The sequence below is a fragment of the Nonomuraea coxensis DSM 45129 genome (genome assembly GCF_019397265.1).
In the GTDB taxonomy this organism is placed as follows: Bacteria; Actinomycetota; Actinomycetes; order Streptosporangiales; family Streptosporangiaceae; genus Nonomuraea; species Nonomuraea coxensis.
In genome coordinates, this window is the sequence record NZ_CP068985.1 from 4,888,770 (window position 1) to 4,910,354 (window position 21,585).

Consider the following 21,585-nt stretch of genomic DNA (forward strand, 5'->3'; position numbering starts at 1 on the left):
CCCCCCTCAACCCTTTACCGATTCGAGCCAGCTCTCGGAGGCCTCGGTCTCCAAGGTGTCGTGCGCGAGGCCCGTGTAGTCCGGCCAGAGCTCGGTCTGCTTGAACCGGATGACGTAGAACGGCTCCTTGCGGCCGGTCTCCATGCGGTCCCATGCCTCGTCCTCCGGGATCACCCATTCCGGGCGGTGCGCCACGACGGTGCCGACCCGCTTGCGGATGAACTTCTGGGTGCGTGTGTGGAAGAGCGTCGTACGGTCCTTGACCCTGACCGTGTCGCCGACCTGGAACTTCGGTTTGGCCATTACTTCTTCTCCAGCCGGGCTCTGATTTCATCGATCTTGTCGCCGAGTTCGTCCGTCGTGATCAACCCTTTGTGGACCAGCACCCGGGCCGCCCCTGTGATCCAGCGGCCGTAGTACGGGAAGCCGTAGTACTGGGTCTTGCCGAGGTCGTTCTCGGCGCGACGCCGCATCTCGGCGTTCCACGCCCCGCGCCAGGCGAGGCATTCGCAGGTGAGGTAGGTGTTCATCTCCCACTCCTCCTCACCCTTCCCGTACAGGGCCTGCGGGTAGTCGGGCTCGCCGCCGACGTCGTGAAGAATGGTGGTGAGAGCCGCATAGCGATCGTTGGGGATCGTGTACGGCGAATCGAATTCCTCGTGTTCCGCGGGGACCAGATTCCGGTCGGCCGTCATCACCGACTCGTAGCGAACCTTCGACATGGGTAGCTCCCCCTTCTCCGGCTCGGGTGCTTGTCTTCCGTCCGACGGTAACCCTCCCCACCCCGTCGTGCGGAAAGACCAAGTGGCCCGCAAGGAAAGGGAAAGAACCATTGCACCTGGGCCCGTGTCGGCGGCGCTTTCGCCGGGTACATGCCCGCCGGGAAATCCGGTGCGAGAGGATGAATGACGATGGAGTTCGAAAAGAGATTGGCCTGTGTCATCGATGCCAAGGGGTCGGTCGTTCGCGGTTATCTGATTGACAGCTGCGAATTCGACGGCACGAACACCTACATCGTCAAATGGAAGGTGCCGCTGCAGGGCGAGGCCAAGACCAATTTCGCCGCCACCATCGGCAGCACCATGCAGGAGCCCGTCGAGCCCGGCCTGGTCACGGTCGGGCTGAACTCCGACCCGAACAAGATGGAGGTGCGCACCTTCGCCCCGGACGGGACCCCGTCAGCGCGCTCCTTCCACCTCGTCTGCTTCCGTGATCAGTGATCCACGCCGGCCGAGGACTTCGTACGTCGCCGGCCGCGGCTGAGCCCCCGGCTCATCCGCCGTCGCGGGCCTCGCGCATCCTGCCGGTGGCGATGAACTCGACGGCGACCCGGTAGAAGCTCGCGATCGACTCGCCGCCTTCCAGGCCGTCCCTGAGCTGCTTGCGCACCTTGGTGAACGGGAAGGCCGTGCTGCCGTCGGGCAGGGCCACGCCCCACCCGCCGTCGTCGTGCCACTGCCAGTGCCCGCCCGCGCCCGCCGCGACGCACGCTCCGAGGTAGGACCCGAGCACGCTCACCAGGCCCTCCGCCTGGTCGGGGTCGAAGCCGGGCTGGGCCCGCCGGCGCTCGATGAAGCCCTCCACCCACGCGACGGACTCCTCGTCGAGGCCGAAGTCCAGGCCGCTGATCGGGCCGAGCTGCTCGATCGCGAGATCGACGTTCCGCTGGATCTGCCGGAGCTCCTCATCGTCCATCTGTGGATGGTGGCAGCGCCCGGCGGGTCCGTTCAAACGATTAACGTCGGGCAGGCTCCGGTCAGTAGCCGGGGAACACCCGGCGGAGCAGGTCGAGGTCGGCGGCGCCCGTCGTGGTCACGCCGTCCGGTGTGTGGCGCGGCGCGAGGCGGCCGGAGATCAGCCGCAGCCATGACTCGGCGGGCAGGGCGAGGGTGCCGTCCGGCTGCTCGGGGACGTCGAAGCCGACGCTGATCGGCGGCTTCAGCCGCAGCGCGAAGACGGAGCCGGGGGCGGTCGTGGTGACCTCGATGTCCAGGGTGCGGCCGTCGAGCCGGTCGACCTTGCCGATCCAGGCGAACAGGTCGGGCCCCTGGTGCAGCAGGGCGGCCGTCGCGTCGGGGGCGAGCGTGGCGTGCTCGTCGAAGGCGACGCGCACGTCCCAGGAATGCAGGGCGAGCTCGCTGAGCCGCATCCGGCTCAGGGTGGCGATGTCGACCGGGGCCGGCAGGAAGCCCAGGTCGACGCGGAGGGCGTCGCGGGTGGCGTCGTCCAGGGACTCGTAGAGCGCGGTCAGGGCCTCGTCGGACCGGAGGAAGCCGTCGGCGCGCTCGCGCCGGGTCATGGCGTTCCATCGGTCCCAGACGCTCTGGTTGAAGTCGTGGCCGGGGCCGGGAGCCTTGTCGATCGCGGCCTCCAGGACGGTCCGCCCGATCTCCGCGCCGCTGCCCAGATGGCTGAGGACCTGCGAGACGTCCCATTCGGCCGCCGCCGACGGCCTGGCCAGATCGTCGTCGGTGAGTCCGGACACCAGCCCGGCCAGCTCGTCGTGTCCGGTCCGCAGTGCGGCGATGGCCGTGTCGGCGCTGCTCATCGCGTCTCCCAGGCGTTCAGGCGGGCAAGGCTTCCCGCCCAAACTACCGCCCGCGCCGAGCATGATCGTCAGCGGCCCGGTGACCTACACGTTGCGCAGGACCGACACCACGACGCCCAGCACCACGGCCTCGTCGCCGTCGATGACGTCGTAGGCCGGGTTGCGGGGTTCGAGCAGGACGTGGCCGCCGCGGCGGCGGAGCACCTTGACGGTGGCCTCGCCGTCGATCATGGCGGCGACGATCTGGCCGGAGTGCGCCTCGGGCTGGCGGCGGACCACGACGAGGTCGCCGTCGCAGATCGCGGCGTCGATCATCGAGTCGCCCCGCACCCGCAGGGCGAACACGGTGCCCCGGCCCGTCAGGTCGCGCGGCAGCGTGAGCGTGTCGTCCACGTGCTGGTCGGCGAGGATGGGCGTGCCCGCGGCGATGTCGCCGACCACGGGCACGCTCACCAGGTCGCCCGCCGTCTCCCGCGCGGGCTCGCGCAGGAACAGGCGCACGTCGATCGGGCGGGTCATCGTGCCGGCCCGGCGGAGGAACCCCTTCTCCTCCAGGCTCCTCAGATGCTTCGACACCGACGACGGCGAACGCAGCCCGACCGCCCTGCCGAGCTCGCGGGTGCTCGGCGGATAGCCGTGCCGGACCACCCAGTCGCGGATCGCCACGAGGATCCGCTGCTGGCGCGGCGGCAGGGCCGCGGCGTTCAGGTGCTCGAACGCGTCGAGATCGTCGTAGGCGGTCACCTGCGACATCGTAGCCCGAGGCCGCCCTCCGGGATCACTCGCGACGGCTGATGCGGACCATGTTCCCCGAGGGGTCGCGGAAGGCGCAGTCGCGCACCCCGTACGGCTGGTCGGTCGGCTCCTGCATCACCTCGGCGCCGGTGGCCTGCAGCCGGTCGAAGGTGGCGTCCACGTCGTCGGTGGCCAGCAGGATGCCGCCGTAGGTCCCCTTGGCCATCATCTCGGTGATGACGCGCTGCTCCTCCTCGGTGACGCCGGGGTCGGCGCCGGGCGGGAAGAGCACGATCGAGGTCTCGGGCTGGGCGGGCGGGCCGACGGTGATCCAGCGCATACCTCCGTGGCCGACGTCCTTGCGGACCTCGAAGCCGAGGGCGTCCCGGTAGAAGGCGAGGGTGGCCTCGGCGTCGTCGTGCGGCAGGAAACTCGCGTTGATGATGACGTCCATGGCCGTCACGCTAACGGCGGCCCCGCGTCCGGTGCTTCTCGATTCCTGACCGGCCTGGTGACCTGCTTGGCCACGCACGACGGCATGCCCTCCGTCGCCTCCGCCGCCAGCCGCCGGTAGGTGCTGGGCGGCACGCCGACCAGCTCGGCGAAGCGGGTGCTGAAGGTGCCGAGCGAGGAGCAGCCGACCTCGAAGCAGACCTCGGTGACGGTGAGGTCGCCGCGGCGCAGCAGCGCCATCGCGCGCTCGATGCGCCGCGTCATCAGGTACGAGTAGGGGGACTCCCCGTAGGCGCGCCGGAACTCGCGGCTGAGGTGCCCGGACGACATGTTCACGCCGCGGGCGAGCGCGTCGACGTCCAGCGGCTGGGCGTACTCGCGGTCGATGCGGTCGCGGACGCGGCGCAGCAGCGCGAGCATGCGCAGCCGCTGCTGCCGCGCGGCGTCCTCGGGCGCGGAACGGTTCGGTTGCACGATGCCATCCTCCCCAGCCGTTCTCCGGCCCGTCCACCTGCCCCCGGCGGACGGGGTGTGATCAGGCGCCGACGTAGGCCGCCAGGTGCCGGCCGGTGAGGGTCGGGCGGGCGGCGACGAGGTCGGCCGGCGTGCCCTCGAACACGATCCGGCCGCCGTCGTGGCCGGCGCCGGGGCCGAGGTCGATGATCCAGTCGGCGTGCGCCATCACCGCCTGGTGGTGCTCGATGACGATGACCGACTTGCCGCTGTCGACGAGCCGGTCGAGCAGGCCGAGCAGGTGCTCGACGTCGGCGAGGTGCAGGCCCGTGGTGGGCTCGTCGAGGACGTAGACGCCGCCCTTCTCCCCCATGTGGGTGGCCAGCTTGAGCCGCTGCCGCTCGCCGCCGGACAGCGTGGTGAGCGGCTGGCCGAGGCTGAGGTAGCCGAGCCCGACGTCGGCGAGGCGGCGCAGGATGGCGTGCGCGGCCGGGAGGCGGGTCTCGCCCGCCGCGAAGAACTCCTCGGCCTCGTTCACCGGCATGGCCAGCACCTCGCTGATGTCCCGGCCGCCGAGGCGGTGCTCCAGCACCGCGGCCTGGAAGCGCTTGCCGTCGCACTCCTCGCACGTGGTGCTGACGCCGGCCATCATCCCGAGGTCGGTGTAGACGACGCCGGCGCCGTTGCAGGCGGGGCAGGCGCCCTCGGAGTTGGCGCTGAACAGCGCCGGCTTCACGCCGTTGGCCTTCGCGAACGCCTTGCGGATCGGCTCCAGCAGCCCGGTGTAGGTGGCCGGGTTGCTCCGCCGCGAGCCGCGGATCGGCGTCTGGTCGACCGCCACCACGCCGTCCAGGGGCGCGACCGAGCCGTGGATGAGCGAGCTCTTGCCCGACCCGGCGACGCCGGTCACCACGACCAGCACGCCGAGGGGGATGTCGACGTCCACGTCCCGCAGGTTGTGCAGGCCGGCGCCGCGCACCTGCAGCGCTCCCGACGGCTCGCGCACCGACGCCTTCAGCTTGGCCCGGTCGTCCAGGTGGCGGCCGGTGAGCGTGCCGGCGGCGCGCAGCCCTTCGACGCTGCCCTCGTACACCACCTCGCCGCCGGCGGTGCCCGCGCCGGGGCCGAGGTCGACGACGTGGTCGGCGATGGCGATCATCTCGGGCTTGTGCTCGACGACCAGCACGGTGTTGCCCTTGTCGCGCAGCCGCCGCAGCAGCGTGTTCATGCGCTCGATGTCGTGCGGGTGCAGGCCGATCGACGGCTCGTCGAAGACGTAGGTGACGTCGGTGAGCGACGAGCCGAGATGCCTGATCATCTTGGTGCGCTGCGCCTCGCCGCCGGACAGCGTGCCCGAGGGGCGGTCCAGGCTGAGGTAGCCGAGCCCGATCTCCACGAACGAGTCCAGCGTGTGCCGCAGCGCGGCCAGCAGCGGCGCGACGGACGGCTCGTCCAGGCCGCTCACCCACGCGGCGAGGTCGGTGATCTGCATGGCGCAGGCGTCGGCGATGTTCACGCCACGGATCTTCGAGGAGCGGGCGGCCTCGCTCAGCCGGCTGCCGTCGCACTCCGGGCAGGTGGTGAAGGTGACCGCCCGGTCCACGAACGCCCGGATGTGCGGCTGCATCGCCTCGCGGTCCTTGGACAGGAACGACTTCTGGATCTTCGGGATCAGGCCCTCGAAGGTGAGGTTGACGCCCTCGACCTTGACCTTGGTCGGCTCGCGGTAGAGGAAGTCCCGCATCTCCCGCTCGGTGTACTCGCGGATCGGCTTGTCCGGGTCGAGCAGGCCCGACTCGGCGTAGACCCGCACGGTGAAGAAGCTGTCGGACTTCCAGCCGGGGATGGTGAACGCGCCCTCGGCGAGCGACTTGGAGTCGTCGTAGAGCTGGCTGAGGTCGATGTCGGAGACCGTGCCCCGGCCCTCGCAGCGGGGGCACATGCCGCCGGTGAGGGTGAAGCTCTGCTTCACGGTCTTGCCGCCGCCGCGTTCGACGGTGATCGCGCCGCTGGCCCGTACGGACGGGACGTTGAAGGAGAACGCCTGCGGCGAGCCGACGTGCGGCTGGCCGAGCCGGCTGAACAGGATGCGCAGCATCGCGTTCGCGTCGGTGGCGGTGCCGACGGTGGAGCGCGGATCGGCGCCCATGCGCTGCTGGTCGACGATGATGGCGGTGGTCAGCCCGTCGAGCACGTCCACCTCGGGCCTGGCCAGGGTCGGCATGAAGCCCTGCACGAAGGCGCTGTAGGTCTCGTTGATCAGCCGCTGCGACTCCGCCGCGATCGTGTCGAAGACCAGGGAGCTCTTGCCCGATCCCGAGACGCCGGTGAACACCGTCAGCCGGCGCTTCGGGATCGCGACGCTCACGTCCTTGAGGTTGTTCTCGCGGGCGCCGTGCACCCGGATCAGGTCGTGGCTGTCGGCGAGGTGGGACGCAGGCGACTGCGTTTCCGTTCGGGGGTCCATGCTCATCGTGTCTCCGTTGGGAAAATCGCCCGGCTCGGGGTCAGTGCACCATATCTACCGCGGCGCGGCCCCGGGGCGCCCGGTCACGCTAGCCGGAGCGCGGCGCCCGGCGCTTCTCGATTCCTGACCCGTCGCGCGGCGGCAGCGGCGCAAGAATGGGTTCCCGGCTCCGGCTCCCCGTCGAACGGCAACCGGAGGAGACCCCATGAAGTTCCTGCTCATCATGCACAACAACCCGCAGGTCTGGGACGCGCTGACCGACGAGGAGCGTCAGGAGGTGATGAGCGGCCACGGCCCGTTCATGGACACCGCGCGCGCGTCGGGAGAGCTGGTCGGCAAGCGGGCGGGGCCGGGCTGCTGGCGCTGATGCTGCTGACCGACGCCCGCCGGGCCGCCCGCACCGGCCAGGACGGCGGCCTCGTGCCGCTGGCCGACCAGAACCGCGCCCGCTGGGGACGCCGCCCTCGTGGAGGAGGGCGTGGCGCTGGTGGGCGGCGCCATGGCCGGGTCGCCGCTCGGCCCGTACCAGCTCCAGGCGGCGATCGCGGCGCTGCACGTCCAGGCGCCGCGGGCCGAGGACACGGCGGCCCGCCGCACCACGAGCCTGCCCGAACAGCGTTACCTGCTCGGCCGGGCGGCCGAGCTCGCCGAGCTGATGTGAGCCAGGGGCCTGGGCCGGTGTGGCGCAGGTCACCTCTCCCTCCTGTCACACGCCCGGGGCGGGCGGCATCTCGTGTCCGACCGACGAGCAATGGGGAGGAACCATCATGAACGCAGCGCTGGAAACCCTGCGCCGTGACTTCGGCGGCGACGTCATCGGCCCGGACGACGCCGGCTACGCCGCCGCCAGTGGATCGCTGCTGGTGCCGGGCAGTCCCGCCCTCGTCCTGCGGCCCAAGACCGTCGCCGACGCGCGGGCGGGCGTGCGCTTCGCGGCCGCCACCGGGCTGCCGCTGTCCGTGCGCGGCGGCGGGCACGGGTTCGCCGGCTTCGCCACGAACGACGGCGGCGTGGTGCTCGACCTGGCCCATCTGGCGCAGGTCGAGATCGTGGACGAGCGGCGTCACCTCGTACGGGCCGGCGGCGGCGCCACCTGGGGCCAGGTCGCCGACGCCCTCGCCCCGCGCGGCCTGGCGATCTCCTCGGGCGACACCAGGAGCGTCGGCGTCGGCGGGCTGACGCTGGGCGGCGGCATCGGCTGGAAGGTGCGCAAGCACGGACTGACCCTCGACAACCTGGTCGCCGCCGAGGTGGTCACCGCCGGCGGGCAGGTCGTGACGGCGAGCGCCGAAGAGCACCCGGAGCTGTTCTGGGCGCTGCGCGGCGGCGGCGGCAACTTCGGGGTGGTGACCGCGTTCGTGTTCGCGGCCCACCCGACGACGGACGTCTTCCACGGCACGATCAGCTTCCCCGCGGCGGAGGCGGCCACGGTGCTCCAAGGGTGGGCGGAGCACCTGCGCGCCGCGCCCGAGGAGCTGACCTCCGTCGCCGACTTCGCCAACCCGTTCGCCGGCGGCCCGCGGGCTCCGGTGCAGGTCCACGTCGCCTTCGACGGGGACGACGCGCGGCTCGCGGCCCGGGCGATCGACCCGCTCCGCAGGCTCGGCACGGTGACCGGCGACGGCGTCACGCTGAAGCCGTACGCGGACACGCTGGTGGAGGGCATGGTCCCGCCGCCCGGCGTCCGGCTCGTCACGCGGAGCGGGTTCGCCGGGGCGGGGGCGATGCCCGAGGTGCTGCGGGTGCTCGTCGCGGCGGGGGCGGCCGAGGGGGCGCCGTTCGTCTCCGTACGCGCCGTCGGCGGCGCGGTGGCCCGCGTGCCCGCCGACGCCACCGCGTACGCGCACCGCGACGCCGCGCTGATGATCGCGACGACGAGCGCGGGCCCCGAGGCGATCCTCGCGGCGGCCCGCCCGGCGCTGGACACCCTCTGGCGCGACCTCGCGCCGCACGTGGACGGCGCCTACGCCAACTTCCTGTCCTCGGCCGCGGAGGAGGACGTCGCCGCCGTCTACCCGGGGCCGACCTACGACCGGCTCGCCGCGGTCAAGCGCCGCTACGACCCGGAGAACCTGTTCGCCCGCAACCACAACATCCGTCCCCGCTGACCCCGGTCACGTCCGGCGCAGTCCCGCGACGAGCAGCGCGACCAGGGGGCGGGGGTCGTAGCGCGGGTCGTTCTCCGCGCCGATGCAGAGGTTGCCGACGCCGCGCATGAGCTGCAGGGCGGCGATGTCGGAGCGGATCTCCCCGGCGGCGGCCGCGGCGTCGAGCAGCCTCCCGCACACCGGCACGAGCCGGTCGAGGAAGTACGTGTGCAGCGCCTCGAACCCGGCCTCGTCGGACCGCAGCACGCCGGCCAGCCCGTGCTTGGTGACCAGGAAGTCGATGAACAGGTTGATCCATTCGCCCAGGGCGGCGTAGGGGGCCGGGCCGGCCGCCAGCAGGGCCGGCCCGGCCTCGGCCAGGGCCTCGATCTGGTGCCGGTAGACGGCGATGATGAGGTCGGCCCGGGTCGGGAAGTGGCGGTAGATCGTGGCCGTGCCGACGCCGGCCTCGGCCGCGATGTCGCGGATGGGCGCCTCGACGCCCGAGGCGACGAAGACCGCGGCGGCGGCGTCGAGCAGGGTCTTCTCGTTGCGCCTCGCGTCGGCCCGCTTGCGCGGGGCGGCGCGCCCCGCGCCCTCCTCGCTTTCGCGCCCCGCGCCTTCCTCGCTGTCGCTCACCGCGCCGCTCCCTTCCGCCGGCACCGCCCGGCTTGCTAAACGGGACACTGTCCCGTATGTTTCGAACCGGGACACCGTCCCGTTTTCCCTTCCATGATGCCAGAGCGCGCGCCGGACGTGCGCGCTCGCGTCATTCCCGCGAACCCCGGGAGCACCTTCATGCCCCACGACTCCCCGCCCAGCTTCGGGATCATGACCGCGCCGATGCAGGTCGCCTACCACGACGTCCTCCAGGTCTGGCGCGAGGCGGACACGATCCCGGCGATCGAGCACGCCTGGCTGTTCGACCACCTCCTGCCCATCGCCGGCGAGCTGACCGGCCCCGTGCACGAGGGCTGGACCCTGCTCGCCGCCCTCGCCGCGCAGACCCGGCGGCTGCGGCTCGGCCTGCTGGTGACCAGCAACAGGTTCCGGCCGCCCGCGCTGCTGGCCAAGATCGCCACGACCGTCGACGTCGTCTCCGGCGGACGCCTCGACTTCGGCATCGGCGTCGGCTCACGCCCCGGCCACCCCCTGGCCCGGCGCGAGTACGAGGCCCACGGCCTGCCCTTCCACGACACCGCCGACGCCGTGGGCAGCCTGGCCGAGGCGTGCACGGTGATCCGCCGCCTCTGGACGGAGGACGAGCCGTTCGACTTCGACGGCGTCCACCACCGGCTGACCGGCGCGTTCGGCAACCCCAAGCCGGTGCAGCGCCCCCATCCGCCCATCCTCGTCGGCGGCCGTTCGTCGGCGACGCTGCGCGTGGCCGCCGAGCACGCCGACCTGTGGAACATCCCCGGCGGCGGCGACATCGCCGAGCTCGCCGGGCGTAGCGCCCTGCTGGACCGCTACTGCGCGGAGATCGGCCGCGACCCGGCCGCGATCACCCGCTCGATCGGCCTGCCCGTCTCCTACGACCGTCCCGGCCCCACGAGGGACGCGATCGGCGCGGCGGTCGAGGCCGGCTTCCGGCACATCGTGCTCGGGCTGCCCGCCCCCTACCCCGCCGGCGTCGCCCGGTGGGTCGCCGACGAGCTCATCCCCACCCACTGAAGGAAGACCGTTTCTCATGAGCATGACGGACACGACGACCAGGGACACCGCCGCCGCGATCGTCTCGGTGAAGCCGGTGGTGCTGCCCGCCCCCGAACGCGGCGAGGACCTGCGGGTGCGGGTGTCCGCCCCCGCGACCGGGCGGGACCTGCCGGTCGTCGTCCTCTCCCACGGCTTCGGCTGGTCGATGGACGGCTACGGGCCGCTGGCCGACCACTGGGCGGCGCACAGGTTCGTGGTCGTCCAGCCCACCCACCTCGACTCGCGGACGCTCGCCCTGCCACCTGACGATCCCCGTACCCCGCTCATCTGGCGGTTCCGGGTGACGGACCTGACGCGCGTCCTGGACCGGCTGGACGCCGTGGAGGCCGCCGTTCCCGGCCTCGCCGGACGCCTCGACCGCGACCGGATCGCCGTGGCCGGGCACTCCTGGGGCGGGCAGACGGCGAGCATGCTGCTCGGCGCGCGCGTCCTCGACGCCGCGGGCCGGCCGGGAGAGGACCTGACCGACCCGCGGGTCAAGGCGGGCGTGCTGCTCGCGACGCCCGGCTCGGGCGGGGCCGACCTGACGCCGTTCGCGGCCGAGCACTTCCCCTTCATGAACCCCGGCTTCGCGTGGATGACCACGCCCGCGCTCGTGGTCGCGGGCGACCATGACCGGTCCGCGCTGTCGGTACGGGGCCCGGACTGGTTCACCGACCCGTACCGCCTGAGCCCGGCCGGCAAGAGCCTGCTCACCCTGTTCGGGGCGGAGCACTCGCTGGGCGGGATCGTCGGCCCCGGCGCCGCGGAGACCACGGACGAGAGCCCGGCCCGCGTCGCCCTGATCCAGCGGCTCACCACCGCCTACCTCCGCAGCGCCCTCGACCCCGCCGACCCCGCCTGGCCGGCCGCGTGCGCGGCGCTCGCGGCGGAGCCCGGCCCGCTGGGGCGGATCGAGACGAACTGACCGGCTCAGCCCGCCAGGCGCGGCAGGTCCTGCCGGGACCGGTCGGCCAGCAGGCGGGCCACGTCGGCCACCAGCCCCCTCCGCCGGTACGCGGCCCGCTGCCGCGCCGCGCCGGACCCGTGCCGGTGCAGCACGTCCAGCCCCTCGTCCATCAGGGGCAGGTCGCCGAGGGCGCGCAGCGCGGGGCCGACGCGGTCGATCAGCGTGTCCACCAGCCGCCAGACGGGCAGCCTGCGGCCGGTGAGCTGGTCGACGTTCTCCCCCTCCAGCCCGTCGCGGGCGGCCCGCCAGCTCGCGGCGGCGAGCAGGGTGTGGTCCACGTCCGGCGCGGGCCGGCCCGCGCGCACGTCGCCGAGGGCCGTCGCGGCCAGCGCCCTGACCAGCCCCGCGAGGAGCACCACCTCGGCCACGGTCTGGCAGGTGTCGGCGACCCGTACCTCGATCGCCGGCCCGCCGGAGGAGAGCCGGGCCTGCCACTCGGGGACCGCACCGGTGCCGTGCAGCCCTTCGGCCAGCCAGTCGTGGTGCTCGGCCGACCGGAACCAGGGCGGCGGGCCTGCGGCGGGCCGGCTGGCCCTGGCCCTGGCGCGCCCGCTCGCCCAGCCGGTGTCCGTGCCGCCGCCGATCGGCGAGTTCACGGTCAGCGCCTGCAGCACGGGCAGCCAGGGCCGCAGGTGGTTGACCACCTGGACGGCCTCCTCACGGTCGTCCACGCCGAGCCACACGTGACAGCCCGCCTCACCCGGCAGGCCGCCCCTCAGCGCGGTGCCCGTCGCCGCCACCCCGGCGCCCGCCCGGTCCGCGGCGGACACCACGGCGGCGCGCAGGCGCAGCAGTTCCTCCCGCAGCCCGGCAAGCTCGGTGTGCGGGCCGCTGCGGGTCTCGATCTGGGATGCCGTCGTCCCCGTCGTCACCTGGTCCCTGGCGGAGCCGCCGGCGCGCTCGCGTACGTCGCCGGCGACCGGCATCACCGTCGCGGTGGCCGGGTCCAGAAGCATGAACCCCTCCTCGACTCCCATGGTCAGATCCGTCGCAGCCATGGGACCCCCTCTTCCCCGTACGCCAGCGGCCTTGCGGATCAGTCTCGCCCGGCCGGGCGCGAGGCGCGCAGGAGCAGGCGCGCTGGAACGGGGGTCGAGGACAGGAAAGGGGAGAATCCGCTCCTTTCCACTTTCAACCTATAGCGCACCCGGGGACTTGCGGCAAGACCCCGGTCGTGCAGGACAATCGGCGGCCGAGGCCGAGAACCTGCGAAAACGCCGGAGCGCACCACGTGAATCACCCATCGACCACCAGCGTGTTCGACCTGCCCGAGCGGCTCTCCGCCAAGACGGACCCGGCGCTGATCGCCCGCGACGAACGGCACTTCGCGGCCGTCGCCGAGGCCCTGGCGCGGACGGTCACCGAGCTGTCGGACCGCCTCGACGCCACGCGCAGGGCGCCGGGCGGCGCGGGCCGGGCGGCGCTGGACCGGGACCTGGAGGTCCACCGGCTGAGCGCCCGCCTGCGCGCGCTGCGCCGCTTCGGCCTCGACCTGTGTCTCGGCCGCATGGTCGGCGCGGACAGCGCCGGCGGGGCCGAGCCCGTCTACGTCGGGCGGCTGGGGCTGACCGACCGGGAGGGCCGCCGGCTGCTGCTGGACTGGCGGTCCCCGGCGGCCGAGCCGTTCTTCGGCGCCACCCACGCCAACCCGATGGGCCTGTCCAGCCGCCGCCGCTACCGGTGGACGCGCGGCCGGATCAGCGACTACTGGGACGAGGTGTTCACCGCGGACGGGCTCGACGGGCACGCCGCGCTGGACGACCAGTCGGCCTTCATCGCCAGTCTGGGCGGCAGCCGCTCGCCGCGCATGCGTGACGTGCTCGCCACCATCCAGGCCGACCAGGACGCCGTCATCCGGGCGGGCTCGCGCGGCGCCCTGGTCGTGGACGGCGGGCCGGGCACCGGCAAGACCGTGGTCGCGCTGCACCGCTCGGCGTACCTGCTCTACGCCGATCCGCGGCTCGGCCACGAGCGGGGCGGCGTGCTGTTCGTCGGGCCGCACCAGCCGTACCTGGCGTACGTCGCCGACGTCCTGCCCAGCCTCGGCGAGGAGGGCGTGCAGACCTGCACCCTGCGCGACCTCGTGGCCGAGGGCGCGACGGCGGCGGCCGAGAGCGATCCCGAAGTGGCCCGGCTGAAGGCGTCCGCGGACATGGTGAAGGCGATCGAGCCGGCCGTCAGGTTCTACGAGAACCCGCCGACCCAGGCCATGACGGTCACCACGGAATGGGCCGACGTCCGGCTCGGCCCCGACGACTGGGAGGAGGCGTTCGCGGCGGCGGAGCCCGGGATCCCGCACAACGAGGCGCGCGACCGCATCTGGGAGGAACTGGTCACGATCATCGCCGGCAGGCACGAGGACGTCCCCGCCGGCCTGGTCCGCAGGTCGCTGCTGCGCAACCGGGAGCTGCTGACGGTCCTCAACCGCGCCTGGCCGGTGATCGAGGCGTCCGACCTCGTCGGCGACCTGTGGTCGGTGCCCGCGTACCTGCGGCTGTGCGCTCCCTGGCTCGGCGAGGAGGAGGTCCGGCGGCTGCGGCGCGCCGACCCGCAGGCGTGGACGGTGTCGGACCTGCCGCTGCTGGACGCGGCCAGGCAGCGGCTCGGCGACCCGGAGTCCTCGCGGCGCAGGCGCAGGCAGGAGGCCGCCGCCGCGGCGGAGCGCGAGCGCATGGCGGGCGTGGTCGACAACCTGCTCCAGGCCGACGACGACGGCGAGGGCGCGGTGACGATGCTGCGCGGCGCGGACCTCAGGGACGCCCTGGTGGACGAGGGCGCGCTGCCCGCCGCCGAACCCGACCGGCTGGCCGGTCCCTTCGCGCACATCGTGGTGGACGAGGCCCAGGAGCTGACCGACGCGGAGTGGCAGATGCTGCTGCTGCGCTGCCCGTCGCGGAGCTTCACCGTGGTCGGGGACCGCGCCCAGGCCAGGCACGGGTTCACCGAGTCGTGGCGGGAGCGGCTGGAACGGGTCGGGCTGGACCGGATCACCCTCGCCTCCCTCACCGTCAACTACCGGACGCCGGAGGAGATCATGGCGGAGGCCGAGCCGGTCATCCGGGCCGCGCTCCCCGACGCCAACGTGCCGGTGTCCATCCGCGCCGGCGGCGTCCCCGTGCGGCGCGGGCAGGTGGCGGAGCTGGACGCGATCGTGGACGGCTGGCTCGCCGGGCACCCCGAGGGGGTCGCCTGCGTCATCGGCGCCCCGGACTTCGAGCCGCGGCCCCGCGTCCGGTCGCTGACGCCGCAGCTCGCCAAGGGGCTGGAGTTCGACCTGGTCGTCCTCGTCGATCCTGAGCGGTTCGGCGGGGGCGTCGAAGGGGCGGTGGACCGCTACGTCGCGATGACCAGGGCGACCCAGCGCCTCGCCGTCCTGACCAGCCCCTGAGCCCGCGTCGTCAGGTCAGCTCCAGGCCGCCGTCCACGGTGAGGACCTGCCCGGTGATCCAGGGCGCGGCGGCGCGGAGGGTGACGGGCGTCACAGCGCCGTGATGTCACACGGGGGCCTCGGGCGGTGTCACATGCGTGGCACTTCGACGGCGAGCGGGCAGGAGCGACCATGAGCGAACGCGGCACGGACGGCGGGCACGGGCTGGACCCGGCGACGGAGGCGTTCGTCACGCACCGGAACCTGCTGTTCACCGTGGCCTACGAGCTGCTCGGCTCGGCGGCCGACGCCGAGGACGTCCTGCAGGAGACCTGGATGCGGTGGGCGGGCGTGGACCTCGGCGCCGTACGGGACCGGCGCGCCTACCTGGTGCGGATCACCACCCGGCAGGCGCTCGGCCGGCTGCGCACGCTCGGCCGGCGCAGAGAGTCCTACATCGGCCCCTGGCTGCCCGAGCCGCTGCTGACCTCGCCGGACGTCGCCGAGGACGTCGAGCTGGCCGACAGCGTCTCGACGGCGATGCTGCTGGTGCTGGAGACGCTGCAGCCGACCGAGCGGGCGGTGTTCGTGCTGCGCGAGGTGTTCGCCCTGGACTACGACGAGATCGCCGAGGCCGTCGGCAAGAGCCCGGTCGCGGTGCGCCAGATCGCGCACCGGGCCCGGGCCCACGTCGCCGCCCGCCGGCCGCGCGGCAGCGCCTCCCCCGGCGAGATCAGGGATGCCCTGGAGGCGTTCCGGCGGGCGATCGAGACCGGCGACCTGCGGCGGCTGCTCGACATCCTCGCCCCGGACGTGGTCGCGCTCGGCGACGGCGGCGGGGTCGTCAAGGCGGTGCTGACGCCCATGGTCGGCGCCGGCGAGGTGGCCGCGCTGGTGGCCAGGATACGCGCGGCCGAGGCGCCGGCGACGCTGGAGCCGGCGCAGATCAACGGCCATCCGGCGCTGATCTTCCGGGCCGGCGGCGCGATCAGCACCGTCCTCACGGTACGGATCGACGACGGCCTCGTCACCGGCCTCTACGCCGTGCGCAACCCCGAGAAGCTGTCGCGCGTCGAGCGGGAGGTCCCGGTCAGCCGGTGAGGGTGGCGCCGCCGTCGACGGTGATGACCTGTCCGGTGACGTAGCTGTTCGCCATGAGGAACAGGGCCGAGGCGGCGGCCTCCTCGGCGGTGCCGACGCGGCCGAGCGGCGCGTTCGCCCCGGCCGCGGCGACTCCCTCGTCGGAGTCGACGCCCGGCAGCGAGCGCAGGAGCGGCGTGTCGATCATGCCGTAGCGTACGGCGTTCACGCGCTGCCGGGCCGGGGCGAGCTCGACGGCGAGGGCCCTGGTGAGGGTCTCGACGGCGCCGCCGAGCGACAGCGGGGCGCTCATCCCGGGGACGGGGCGGACCACGAGCGTTCCCGAGCTGAACGTGAGCGAGCCTCCAGCGGGCAGGCGGGCCGCCGCCGCGCGGGCGGCGGCGAAGGCGGGCCAGAGGCGGTCGCCGAGGAGCGCGCCGAGGCCGTCGCGCGACACCTCGCTCACGGGGCCGGCGCCGGAGATGCTGCCCGCGGTGACGAGGACGTGGTCGGTGTGCCCGGCCCGGTCGAACGCCTCGTCGAGGGTGCGCTGGTCGCCGCCGTCGCCGGAGACGCCCACCACGGCGTCGCCGGGGTCGTCCTCCTGGCCCGCCTCGCGTACCCGGGCGACGGCGGCCTCCAGCCGGCCGGGGTCGCGTCCGACCAGGACGACGCGTGCGCCGACGGAACGCAGCAGGACGCCCGCCGCCAGCCCGATGCCGGAGCTGGCGCCGATGAGGACGGCGGTCGCGCCGGCGAGGCCGGTGGGCAGCGGGGAGCGCACGGGGACGGGCGTGGAAGCAGTGGTCATGGGATGCCTTCCGAGGCGAGAATAAACCATCTGGTTGTTTTATTTCCGGCTCCGATACTGCCGCTCGCACGGGAGCGAGTCAACCGGATGGTTTAATTTCTTCATGGCCTATGACGCGGAGGACACCAAGCGGCGCATCTTCACGGCCGCCACCGCCGAGTTCGCCGAGCACGGACTGGCCGGGGCCAGGGTCGACCGGATCGCCGCCGCCGCCAAGGCCAACAAGCAGGCCATCTACCTCTACTACGGCGGCAAGGAGAAGCTCTTCGCCGCCGTCCTGCGGGCGAAGCTGGAGGAGATCCACGTCGCGATCTCCCTCGACCCCGAGGCGCTGGCCGAGTCCGTCGGGCAGATCTTCGACTGGCACCAGCAGCACCCGGAGCTGATCCGGCTGCTGCTGTGGGAGGCGCTGGAGACGTGCGGCGACGGGCCCGGCGAGGGCGAGGAGGAGCGCCGCGCCGGGTTCAGGGCGAAGGCCTGCCTCCTCGCCGCCAACGTCGCCCCCGGCCTGCCCGAGCAGGCGCGCGTACGGGCCGCCCAGGACCTGCTCTTCACCATCATGGGGCTCATCGCCTGGAACTTCGCGGTGCCCGGGATGTGCCGGCTGGTGCTGGACGAGGAGAGCGACCAGGCCGCGCTGGCCCGCCGCCGCGAGGCGGTGATCGCCGCCGCCCGCCGGCTCGCCGCCGCCCCGTCGCCCAGCTGACTCCTTGATCACCTCCCGCATATACTTGTAACAAGACATGTATATGCGGGAAGGCATACGCCATGGAACGTCCCATCGGTTACTGGCTCAAGCACCTCGACCGGCTCATCGAGGCCGAGGCCGAGCGGGTCCTCGCCGAGGAGGGCCTCACGCGCCGGCACTGGCAGGTGCTGAACACGCTGCACCAGGCCCCGCGGACCGCGAACGGCCTCGGCGAGACGCTGGGGCCCTTCTGGCAGCCCGGCGCGATCACGCTGGAGGACGTCACCGGCGAGCTGGCCCGGCGCGGCTGGCTGACGGAGGACGCCGAGGGCCGCCACACCCTCACCCCCGAGGGCCTGGCCGGGCACGCCGCCGCGCGGGAGAAGGTGCACGGCATCCGGTCGGCGTTCCTCACCGGCCTCACCGAGGAGGAGTACACCGGCACGGTGCGCGCGCTCCGGCGGATGGCCGCCAACCTGGAGGCCCGGCAGGCGAGCTGACCGTCCGGCCGGGGCCTCCAGGCCGGCGTCACAGCAGGCGGCGCTGGACGACGTCGGCGACGACGGCCCGTACGACCTTCTCGACGGCCTCCGCGTCCGGCGGGGCGCTGTCGCGGTCGGCGAAGAGCAGGTGCCCCGCGCCGACGAGGGAGAGCGCGAGCGCGTCCACGTCGGCGTCGGCGGCGATCCGCCCCATGGCGCGCTCCTCGCCGAGGTAGCCGCCGATCATGGCGGCGGCCTCGGCGAGGACCGGGATCCCGGCCCCAGGGCGGTCCTGGCGCAGGCGGGCGCGCAGCTCGTCGCGGAAGACGACGAGGCCGACGATGGACACCGCGACCGGGTCGAACAGGTGGATCAGCGCGGCGGCGAGGTTGCCCGCGACGGCGCCGTGCCCGGCGGACGCCCTCAGGTCGCCGGCCTCGGCGGCGACCCGGCGCACGCGCTCGCGCACCAGGCCGGCGAGGAAGTCGTCGAAGTCGGCGAAGTGCCGGTGCAGGACGCCCTTGGCGACGCCGGCCTCGTCCGTGACGGCGCGGCTGGTCAGCCCGGTCGCGCCGGCCCTGATCAGGACCCGCTCCGCGGCGTCGAACAACTGCTGCCGCACATCGCGGAGCGCCACTCCCGTCGGCATCGCCTGTTCTCCCTCTCGCACGCTTGGCAAGTGGGCACGTGCCCACTATGGTGGGCGTATGCCCACTCCACCCCACAGGGCCCGGCGGATGGCCGAGTCGTTCGGCGTGGACGCCGAACGCTACGACCGCGCCCGCCCCGCCTATCCGGATGCCCTGATCCAGCGGATCATAGCCGCGAGCCCCGGCCCCGGCGTCCTCGACGTCGGCTGCGGCACCGGCATCGAGGCCCGGCAGTTCCTCGCGGCCGGCGGCACGGTGCTCGGCGTCGAGCCGGACGCGCGGATGGCCGCCTTCGCCCGCCGCACCGGCGTCGAGGTCGAGGTGGCGACGTTCGAGGACTGGGACGCCGCGGGGCGGACGTTCGACGCGGTCGTGGCCGGCCAGTCCTGGCACTGGGTGGACCCCGTCGCGGGCCCGGCCAAGGCGGCCCGGGTGCTGCGCCCCGGAGGGCTGCTCGCCGCGTTCGCCCACGTGTACGACGCTCCGCCGCCGATCGCCGAGGCGTTCGCCGGCGCGCTGCGCCGCGTGCTGCCCGGCTCGCCGGTCCTCGCCGCCCCGCCGGAGCCCGCCCAGGACGTCTACCGGCAGATGTTCGAGACGTTCGCCGACGGCATCAGGCGGTCGGGCGCGTTCGGCGAGCCGGAGCAGTGGCGCTTCGACGAGGAACGCCACTACACCCGGGCGGAATGGCTCGACCTGCTGCCCACCACCGGCGGCCTCACCCGGCTCCGGCCGGACGAGCTGGCCGAGGTGCTGGAGGCCGTCGGAGCCGCCGTGGACGCGGCCGGAGGCGGCTTCACCACGGGCTTCACCACGCTGGCGGTCGTCGCGGCACTCCGGTCGTGAAGCGGCGACCTGCGCGTTTGCTGTGCGCATCCTGGCAGCTTCGACCTGCGAAGACGTGCCGGGCACCGACCGGACGGCCGGGTTCTCTCCCAGGTAGGCGTCCTAGGGTGAGGCCGGTCCCGTCCGGCGACCAAGGAGCACCCACGCGCATGTCCGTCTCTTCTCTCGGAACCACTGTCGGCGACGACGTGCGACGGGTGCGCGGCAACGACTACCGGGTGCTCCGGCCGCCCGGCGACTTCGTGCCCGAGCTGCGGGTGAGCGTGATCGTCCCCGCCTACGGCGCGCAGCACAAGCTGGACCTGGTGCTGCAGGGGCTGGCGCGGCAGACGTACCCGGCGGAGCTGACGGAGATCATCGTCGTGGACAACGGCAGCTCGCCGCCGCTGCGCCTGCCCGAGGGCTCGGCCGCCCGGCTGATCGGCTGCGACCGTCCGGGCCGGGCCGCCGCCCGCAACGCCGGCCTCGCCGAGGCCGAGGGCGACGTCATCCACTGGCTCGACTCCGACGTGGTGCTCACCCCGGGCGCGATCGAGGCGCACATGCGCTGGCACCACGCCGCCCCCTACCTCTCCGTGACCGGGTACATCCGCTTCACCTCCGCGCCGCTGCCCGACACGCTGCCGGAGGACCTGGAGGCGGCGTTCGAGCCCGCCCTGCCGCACGCCTGGCTCGTCGGGCTGGTCGAGCGCACCGACGGCCTCACCGCCAACCCGGCTCGGCCGTTCAGCCTGCACGTGGGCGGCGCCACGTCGGTCAGCGCCCGCCTGGTCGAGGCGGCCGGCCCGATGGACGAGGACCTCGTCGTCGGCCAGGACACCGAGATGGGCTACCGCCTGGCGCAGGCGGGGGCGGTGTTCGTGCCCGAGCCGCGGGCCCGCGCCTACCACCTCGGCCCGACCATGCGCATGCGCGAGCAGCGGCGCGTCGACCGGGTCAGCCACGCCTTCGTCGCCGACCGCATCCCCGCCTACCAGTGGCTGCGCACGCATCCGGCGCGGCGGTGGAAGGTTCCCTACGTGACCGCCGTGCTGGACGGCACGGCCGGTTACGAGGCCGTCCGGACGACCGTGGACGCCCTGCTCGCCTCCACGGTCGCGGACCTGTCGGTGGTGCTGGCCGGCCCCTGGGACACCCTCGGCCGCGACCGCCGCGCCCCGCTCAAGGACCCCGCCCTGGACCTGGTCCTGGTGCACGGCCACTACGAGCACGAGCCACGGGTACGCCTGGCGACCGCCGGGGAGGTCGACCCGTCCGTCCCGTTCGTGCTGCGCCTGCCCGCCGGATGGGCGCCGGGCGAGGACGGCGTGGCGCGGCTGCTCGACCTGGCCCGCGCCGAGGGACTCGGCCTGGTCAGGGTGCTGCTGCGGGACTCGCCCGAGGGCGCCGTCACGGCCCGGCTGGAACGGGTGTCCGCCTTCGCCCGCGCCCGGCTCGTGGCGCGGCCAGGCGAGGACCTGGACGACGCCGTGGCGGACGTCTCCGGCGTGCGCCAGGTGGCGGGCGAGGCGTACGGGTTCGGCGAGGGACCGGCCGAGCCGCTGGGGCGGCGGGCGGCGTACCAGGCCAGGGTGCGGGCCGAGGCGGAGGCGGCCCGGCTGGCCGGCGAGGCCGGACGGCTGCGCGCCCAGGTCGCCAAGTGGCGTGACGAAGCGGCGCGCTGGCGCAGGAGCACCGTCGAGCTGCGCAGGGAGATCAGCACGCTGCGCCGCGAGCTGCACGCGGCACAGCGGGACCGGCAGCGGGCCCAGCAGCGCGGCATGCGCGCCATCCTGTCGAGACGCATGCGCCGCGCCCTGGGCCGCAGATCACGCGGCTGACCTCCGCTCAGCCGTTCCTCTCAGCAGTCGCCGGCCGCGCGGGCGTAGTCGGCCGCTCCTCCGGCGAAGTCGTACATGACGACCGGGTCGTCGCCCACCACCCAGGCGTCATGCCCGGGCGAGCAGACGAAGACCTCGCCCGGCCCGGCCTCGGCCTCCGCCCCGTCGTCCATGCGCATGCGCAGCCGCCCCGACACCACGAACCCGTGGTGCCGGACCTGGCAGGAGCTGGTCCCCGCGATCGGCTTGACCGACTCCGACCAGCGCCAGCCCGGCTCGAACGTGGCAACGCCGAAGCTCAGCCCGGACAGGTTGCACACTTCCAGATGCCCCTTCGGGAAGTCACGGCGCTCGTCCGGCTTCTCGATGCTCTTGACCTCGATCACGACGCCTCCTTCCGTCAGCTCCAGTCTTCCACCGCGAAACCCCTATT

Annotated in this window: 25 protein-coding genes; 12 read left to right on the forward strand and 13 right to left on the reverse strand. The window is 73.7% G+C overall.

Going from position 1 to position 21,585, the window contains the following annotated elements:
* Window positions 1-6: 6 nt before the first annotated feature.
* Window positions 7-303, reverse strand: coding sequence for an SH3-like domain-containing protein (locus tag Nocox_RS43740; RefSeq protein WP_020540454.1), 297 nt, complete (start codon window positions 301-303; stop codon window positions 7-9).
* The gene (locus Nocox_RS43745) at window positions 303-722 is read right to left on the reverse strand and encodes an SH3-like domain-containing protein (protein ID WP_020540453.1); all 420 of its coding nucleotides are present in this window, start codon (window positions 720-722) and stop codon (window positions 303-305) included. The genes Nocox_RS43740 and Nocox_RS43745 overlap by 1 nt, the downstream gene beginning before the upstream one ends.
* 189 nt (window positions 723-911) lie before the next feature.
* Here Nocox_RS43745 and Nocox_RS23015 point away from each other — a divergent pair, with 189 nt between their 5' ends.
* A complete protein-coding gene (locus Nocox_RS23015) occupies window positions 912-1,220 on the forward strand; it encodes a hypothetical protein (RefSeq protein ID WP_020540452.1) in 309 nt (102 codons plus the stop codon).
* Window positions 1,221-1,272: 52 nt separating this feature from the next.
* Here Nocox_RS23015 and Nocox_RS23020 read toward each other — a convergent pair whose 3' ends face one another.
* From Nocox_RS23020 to Nocox_RS23045, 6 genes are all read right to left on the reverse strand, one after another.
* Window positions 1,273-1,695, reverse strand: a complete 423-nt coding sequence (locus tag Nocox_RS23020) for a hypothetical protein (protein ID WP_020540451.1) — start codon at window positions 1,693-1,695, stop codon at window positions 1,273-1,275.
* Between the two features lie 61 nt (window positions 1,696-1,756).
* On the reverse strand, window positions 1,757-2,548 hold the full coding sequence (locus Nocox_RS23025) for a maleylpyruvate isomerase family mycothiol-dependent enzyme (protein ID WP_020540450.1): 792 nt from the start codon (window positions 2,546-2,548) through the stop codon (window positions 1,757-1,759).
* Window positions 2,549-2,632: 84 nt separating this feature from the next.
* Window positions 2,633-3,301 carry a transcriptional repressor LexA gene (lexA, locus tag Nocox_RS23030; protein ID WP_020540449.1) on the reverse strand — a complete coding sequence of 223 codons (669 nt, stop codon included), beginning with the start codon at window positions 3,299-3,301 and terminating at the stop codon, window positions 2,633-2,635.
* Between the two features lie 25 nt (window positions 3,302-3,326).
* Window positions 3,327-3,737, reverse strand: coding sequence for a VOC family protein (locus tag Nocox_RS23035; protein WP_026213777.1), 411 nt, complete (start codon window positions 3,735-3,737; stop codon window positions 3,327-3,329).
* A gap of 5 nt (window positions 3,738-3,742) precedes the next feature.
* Window positions 3,743-4,156: a helix-turn-helix transcriptional regulator gene (locus tag Nocox_RS23040; protein ID WP_051112403.1), complete on the reverse strand. Its 414-nt coding sequence runs from the start codon at window positions 4,154-4,156 to the stop codon at window positions 3,743-3,745.
* A 115-nt stretch (window positions 4,157-4,271) separates the two neighbouring features.
* Window positions 4,272-6,662 (reverse strand): ATP-binding cassette domain-containing protein, encoded by a 2,391-nt coding sequence (locus Nocox_RS23045; RefSeq protein WP_026213776.1) that lies wholly within the window; start codon window positions 6,660-6,662, stop codon window positions 4,272-4,274.
* Window positions 6,663-6,861: 199 nt separating this feature from the next.
* Here Nocox_RS23045 and Nocox_RS23050 point away from each other — a divergent pair, with 199 nt between their 5' ends.
* The 3 genes from Nocox_RS23050 (at window position 6,862) to Nocox_RS23060 (ending at window position 8,764) form a co-directional block, all read left to right on the forward strand.
* On the forward strand, window positions 6,862-7,023 hold the full coding sequence (locus Nocox_RS23050; RefSeq protein WP_020540445.1) for a YciI family protein: 162 nt from the start codon (window positions 6,862-6,864) through the stop codon (window positions 7,021-7,023).
* Between the two features lie 99 nt (window positions 7,024-7,122).
* A complete protein-coding gene (locus tag Nocox_RS44215; RefSeq protein ID WP_020540444.1) occupies window positions 7,123-7,317 on the forward strand; it encodes a hypothetical protein in 195 nt (64 codons plus the stop codon).
* A 106-nt stretch (window positions 7,318-7,423) separates the two neighbouring features.
* Entirely contained in the window at window positions 7,424-8,764 is a 1,341-nt protein-coding gene (locus tag Nocox_RS23060; protein WP_020540443.1) for an FAD-binding oxidoreductase, read from the forward strand.
* 6 nt (window positions 8,765-8,770) lie between these two features.
* Here Nocox_RS23060 and Nocox_RS23065 read toward each other — a convergent pair whose 3' ends face one another.
* A complete protein-coding gene (locus Nocox_RS23065; protein WP_020540442.1) occupies window positions 8,771-9,382 on the reverse strand; it encodes a TetR/AcrR family transcriptional regulator in 612 nt (203 codons plus the stop codon).
* Between the two features lie 159 nt (window positions 9,383-9,541).
* Between Nocox_RS23065 and Nocox_RS23070 the strand changes: the two genes are divergently transcribed.
* Both Nocox_RS23070 and Nocox_RS23075 read left to right on the forward strand, forming a co-directional pair.
* Window positions 9,542-10,417: an LLM class flavin-dependent oxidoreductase gene (locus tag Nocox_RS23070; protein ID WP_020540441.1), complete on the forward strand. Its 876-nt coding sequence runs from the start codon at window positions 9,542-9,544 to the stop codon at window positions 10,415-10,417.
* Window positions 10,418-10,433: 16 nt separating this feature from the next.
* Complete coding sequence (locus Nocox_RS23075; RefSeq protein WP_020540440.1) at window positions 10,434-11,366, forward strand: alpha/beta hydrolase family protein; 933 nt, start codon at window positions 10,434-10,436, stop codon at window positions 11,364-11,366.
* A 5-nt stretch (window positions 11,367-11,371) separates the two neighbouring features.
* On the opposite strand, the gene Nocox_RS23080 is transcribed toward Nocox_RS23075, so the two are convergent.
* A complete protein-coding gene (locus tag Nocox_RS23080; RefSeq protein ID WP_033407742.1) occupies window positions 11,372-12,406 on the reverse strand; it encodes a carboxylate-amine ligase in 1,035 nt (344 codons plus the stop codon).
* 233 nt (window positions 12,407-12,639) lie between these two features.
* Here Nocox_RS23080 and helR point away from each other — a divergent pair, with 233 nt between their 5' ends.
* Together helR and Nocox_RS23090 are read left to right on the forward strand one after the other, a co-directional pair.
* The gene (gene helR / locus Nocox_RS23085) at window positions 12,640-14,796 is read left to right on the forward strand and encodes an RNA polymerase recycling motor ATPase HelR (protein WP_033407740.1); all 2,157 of its coding nucleotides are present in this window, start codon (window positions 12,640-12,642) and stop codon (window positions 14,794-14,796) included.
* Between the two features lie 171 nt (window positions 14,797-14,967).
* Entirely contained in the window at window positions 14,968-15,876 is a 909-nt protein-coding gene (locus tag Nocox_RS23090; RefSeq protein ID WP_020540437.1) for an RNA polymerase sigma-70 factor, read from the forward strand.
* On the opposite strand, the gene Nocox_RS23095 is transcribed toward Nocox_RS23090, so the two are convergent.
* A complete protein-coding gene (locus tag Nocox_RS23095) occupies window positions 15,866-16,666 on the reverse strand; it encodes an SDR family oxidoreductase (protein WP_026213774.1) in 801 nt (266 codons plus the stop codon). The two genes, Nocox_RS23090 and Nocox_RS23095, sit on opposite strands and share 11 nt — an antisense overlap.
* Window positions 16,667-16,769: 103 nt before the next feature.
* On the opposite strand from Nocox_RS23095, the gene Nocox_RS23100 reads away from it, so the two are divergent.
* Both Nocox_RS23100 and Nocox_RS23105 read left to right on the forward strand, forming a co-directional pair.
* Complete coding sequence (locus Nocox_RS23100; RefSeq protein WP_020540435.1) at window positions 16,770-17,372, forward strand: TetR/AcrR family transcriptional regulator; 603 nt, start codon at window positions 16,770-16,772, stop codon at window positions 17,370-17,372.
* A 62-nt stretch (window positions 17,373-17,434) separates the two neighbouring features.
* Window positions 17,435-17,854, forward strand: a complete 420-nt coding sequence (locus Nocox_RS23105) for a MarR family winged helix-turn-helix transcriptional regulator (RefSeq protein WP_020540434.1) — start codon at window positions 17,435-17,437, stop codon at window positions 17,852-17,854.
* 28 nt (window positions 17,855-17,882) lie between these two features.
* On the opposite strand, the gene Nocox_RS23110 is transcribed toward Nocox_RS23105, so the two are convergent.
* Entirely contained in the window at window positions 17,883-18,485 is a 603-nt protein-coding gene (locus Nocox_RS23110) for a TetR/AcrR family transcriptional regulator (RefSeq protein WP_026213773.1), read from the reverse strand.
* A 58-nt stretch (window positions 18,486-18,543) separates the two neighbouring features.
* Here Nocox_RS23110 and Nocox_RS23115 point away from each other — a divergent pair, with 58 nt between their 5' ends.
* Entirely contained in the window at window positions 18,544-19,332 is a 789-nt protein-coding gene (locus tag Nocox_RS23115; protein WP_246649501.1) for a class I SAM-dependent methyltransferase, read from the forward strand.
* Window positions 19,333-19,481: 149 nt separating this feature from the next.
* Window positions 19,482-21,152 (forward strand): glycosyltransferase family 2 protein, encoded by a 1,671-nt coding sequence (locus Nocox_RS23120; protein WP_051112395.1) that lies wholly within the window; start codon window positions 19,482-19,484, stop codon window positions 21,150-21,152.
* 20 nt (window positions 21,153-21,172) lie between these two features.
* Here the strand turns inward: Nocox_RS23120 and Nocox_RS23125 are convergent, their stop codons facing one another.
* A complete protein-coding gene (locus Nocox_RS23125) occupies window positions 21,173-21,538 on the reverse strand; it encodes a cupin domain-containing protein (protein ID WP_020540430.1) in 366 nt (121 codons plus the stop codon).
* Window positions 21,539-21,585: the final 47 nt, after the last annotated feature.

Excerpts from the sequence above, each read along its gene's own strand:
- lexA (WP_020540449.1), bottom strand. The coding sequence starts at position 3,301 with ATGTCGCAGGTGACCGCCTACGACGATCTCGACGCGTTCGAGCACCTG.
- Nocox_RS23025 (WP_020540450.1), bottom strand. The coding sequence starts at position 2,548 with ATGAGCAGCGCCGACACGGCCATCGCCGCACTGCGGACCGGACACGAC.
- Nocox_RS43740 (WP_020540454.1), bottom strand. The coding sequence starts at position 303 with ATGGCCAAACCGAAGTTCCAGGTCGGCGACACGGTCAGGGTCAAGGAC.
- Nocox_RS23090 (WP_020540437.1), top strand. The coding sequence starts at position 14,968 with ATGAGCGAACGCGGCACGGACGGCGGGCACGGGCTGGACCCGGCGACG.
- Nocox_RS23070 (WP_020540441.1), top strand. The coding sequence starts at position 9,542 with ATGCCCCACGACTCCCCGCCCAGCTTCGGGATCATGACCGCGCCGATG.
- Nocox_RS23105 (WP_020540434.1), top strand. The coding sequence starts at position 17,435 with ATGGAACGTCCCATCGGTTACTGGCTCAAGCACCTCGACCGGCTCATC.
- Nocox_RS23080 (WP_033407742.1), bottom strand. The coding sequence starts at position 12,406 with ATGGCTGCGACGGATCTGACCATGGGAGTCGAGGAGGGGTTCATGCTT.
- Nocox_RS23100 (WP_020540435.1), top strand. The coding sequence starts at position 16,770 with ATGGCCTATGACGCGGAGGACACCAAGCGGCGCATCTTCACGGCCGCC.
- Nocox_RS23075 (WP_020540440.1), top strand. The coding sequence starts at position 10,434 with ATGAGCATGACGGACACGACGACCAGGGACACCGCCGCCGCGATCGTC.
- Nocox_RS23050 (WP_020540445.1), top strand. The coding sequence starts at position 6,862 with ATGAAGTTCCTGCTCATCATGCACAACAACCCGCAGGTCTGGGACGCG.
- Nocox_RS23040 (WP_051112403.1), bottom strand. The coding sequence starts at position 4,156 with ATGCTCGCGCTGCTGCGCCGCGTCCGCGACCGCATCGACCGCGAGTAC.
- Nocox_RS23035 (WP_026213777.1), bottom strand. The coding sequence starts at position 3,737 with ATGGACGTCATCATCAACGCGAGTTTCCTGCCGCACGACGACGCCGAG.
- Nocox_RS23020 (WP_020540451.1), bottom strand. The coding sequence starts at position 1,695 with ATGGACGATGAGGAGCTCCGGCAGATCCAGCGGAACGTCGATCTCGCG.
- Nocox_RS23115 (WP_246649501.1), top strand. The coding sequence starts at position 18,544 with ATGCCCACTCCACCCCACAGGGCCCGGCGGATGGCCGAGTCGTTCGGC.
- Nocox_RS23015 (WP_020540452.1), top strand. The coding sequence starts at position 912 with ATGGAGTTCGAAAAGAGATTGGCCTGTGTCATCGATGCCAAGGGGTCG.
- Nocox_RS23110 (WP_026213773.1), bottom strand. The coding sequence starts at position 18,485 with ATGCCGACGGGAGTGGCGCTCCGCGATGTGCGGCAGCAGTTGTTCGAC.
- Nocox_RS23045 (WP_026213776.1), bottom strand. The coding sequence starts at position 6,662 with ATGAGCATGGACCCCCGAACGGAAACGCAGTCGCCTGCGTCCCACCTC.
- Nocox_RS23060 (WP_020540443.1), top strand. The coding sequence starts at position 7,424 with ATGAACGCAGCGCTGGAAACCCTGCGCCGTGACTTCGGCGGCGACGTC.
- Nocox_RS23120 (WP_051112395.1), top strand. The coding sequence starts at position 19,482 with ATGTCCGTCTCTTCTCTCGGAACCACTGTCGGCGACGACGTGCGACGG.
- Nocox_RS23095 (WP_026213774.1), bottom strand. The coding sequence starts at position 16,666 with ATGACCACTGCTTCCACGCCCGTCCCCGTGCGCTCCCCGCTGCCCACC.
- Nocox_RS43745 (WP_020540453.1), bottom strand. The coding sequence starts at position 722 with ATGTCGAAGGTTCGCTACGAGTCGGTGATGACGGCCGACCGGAATCTG.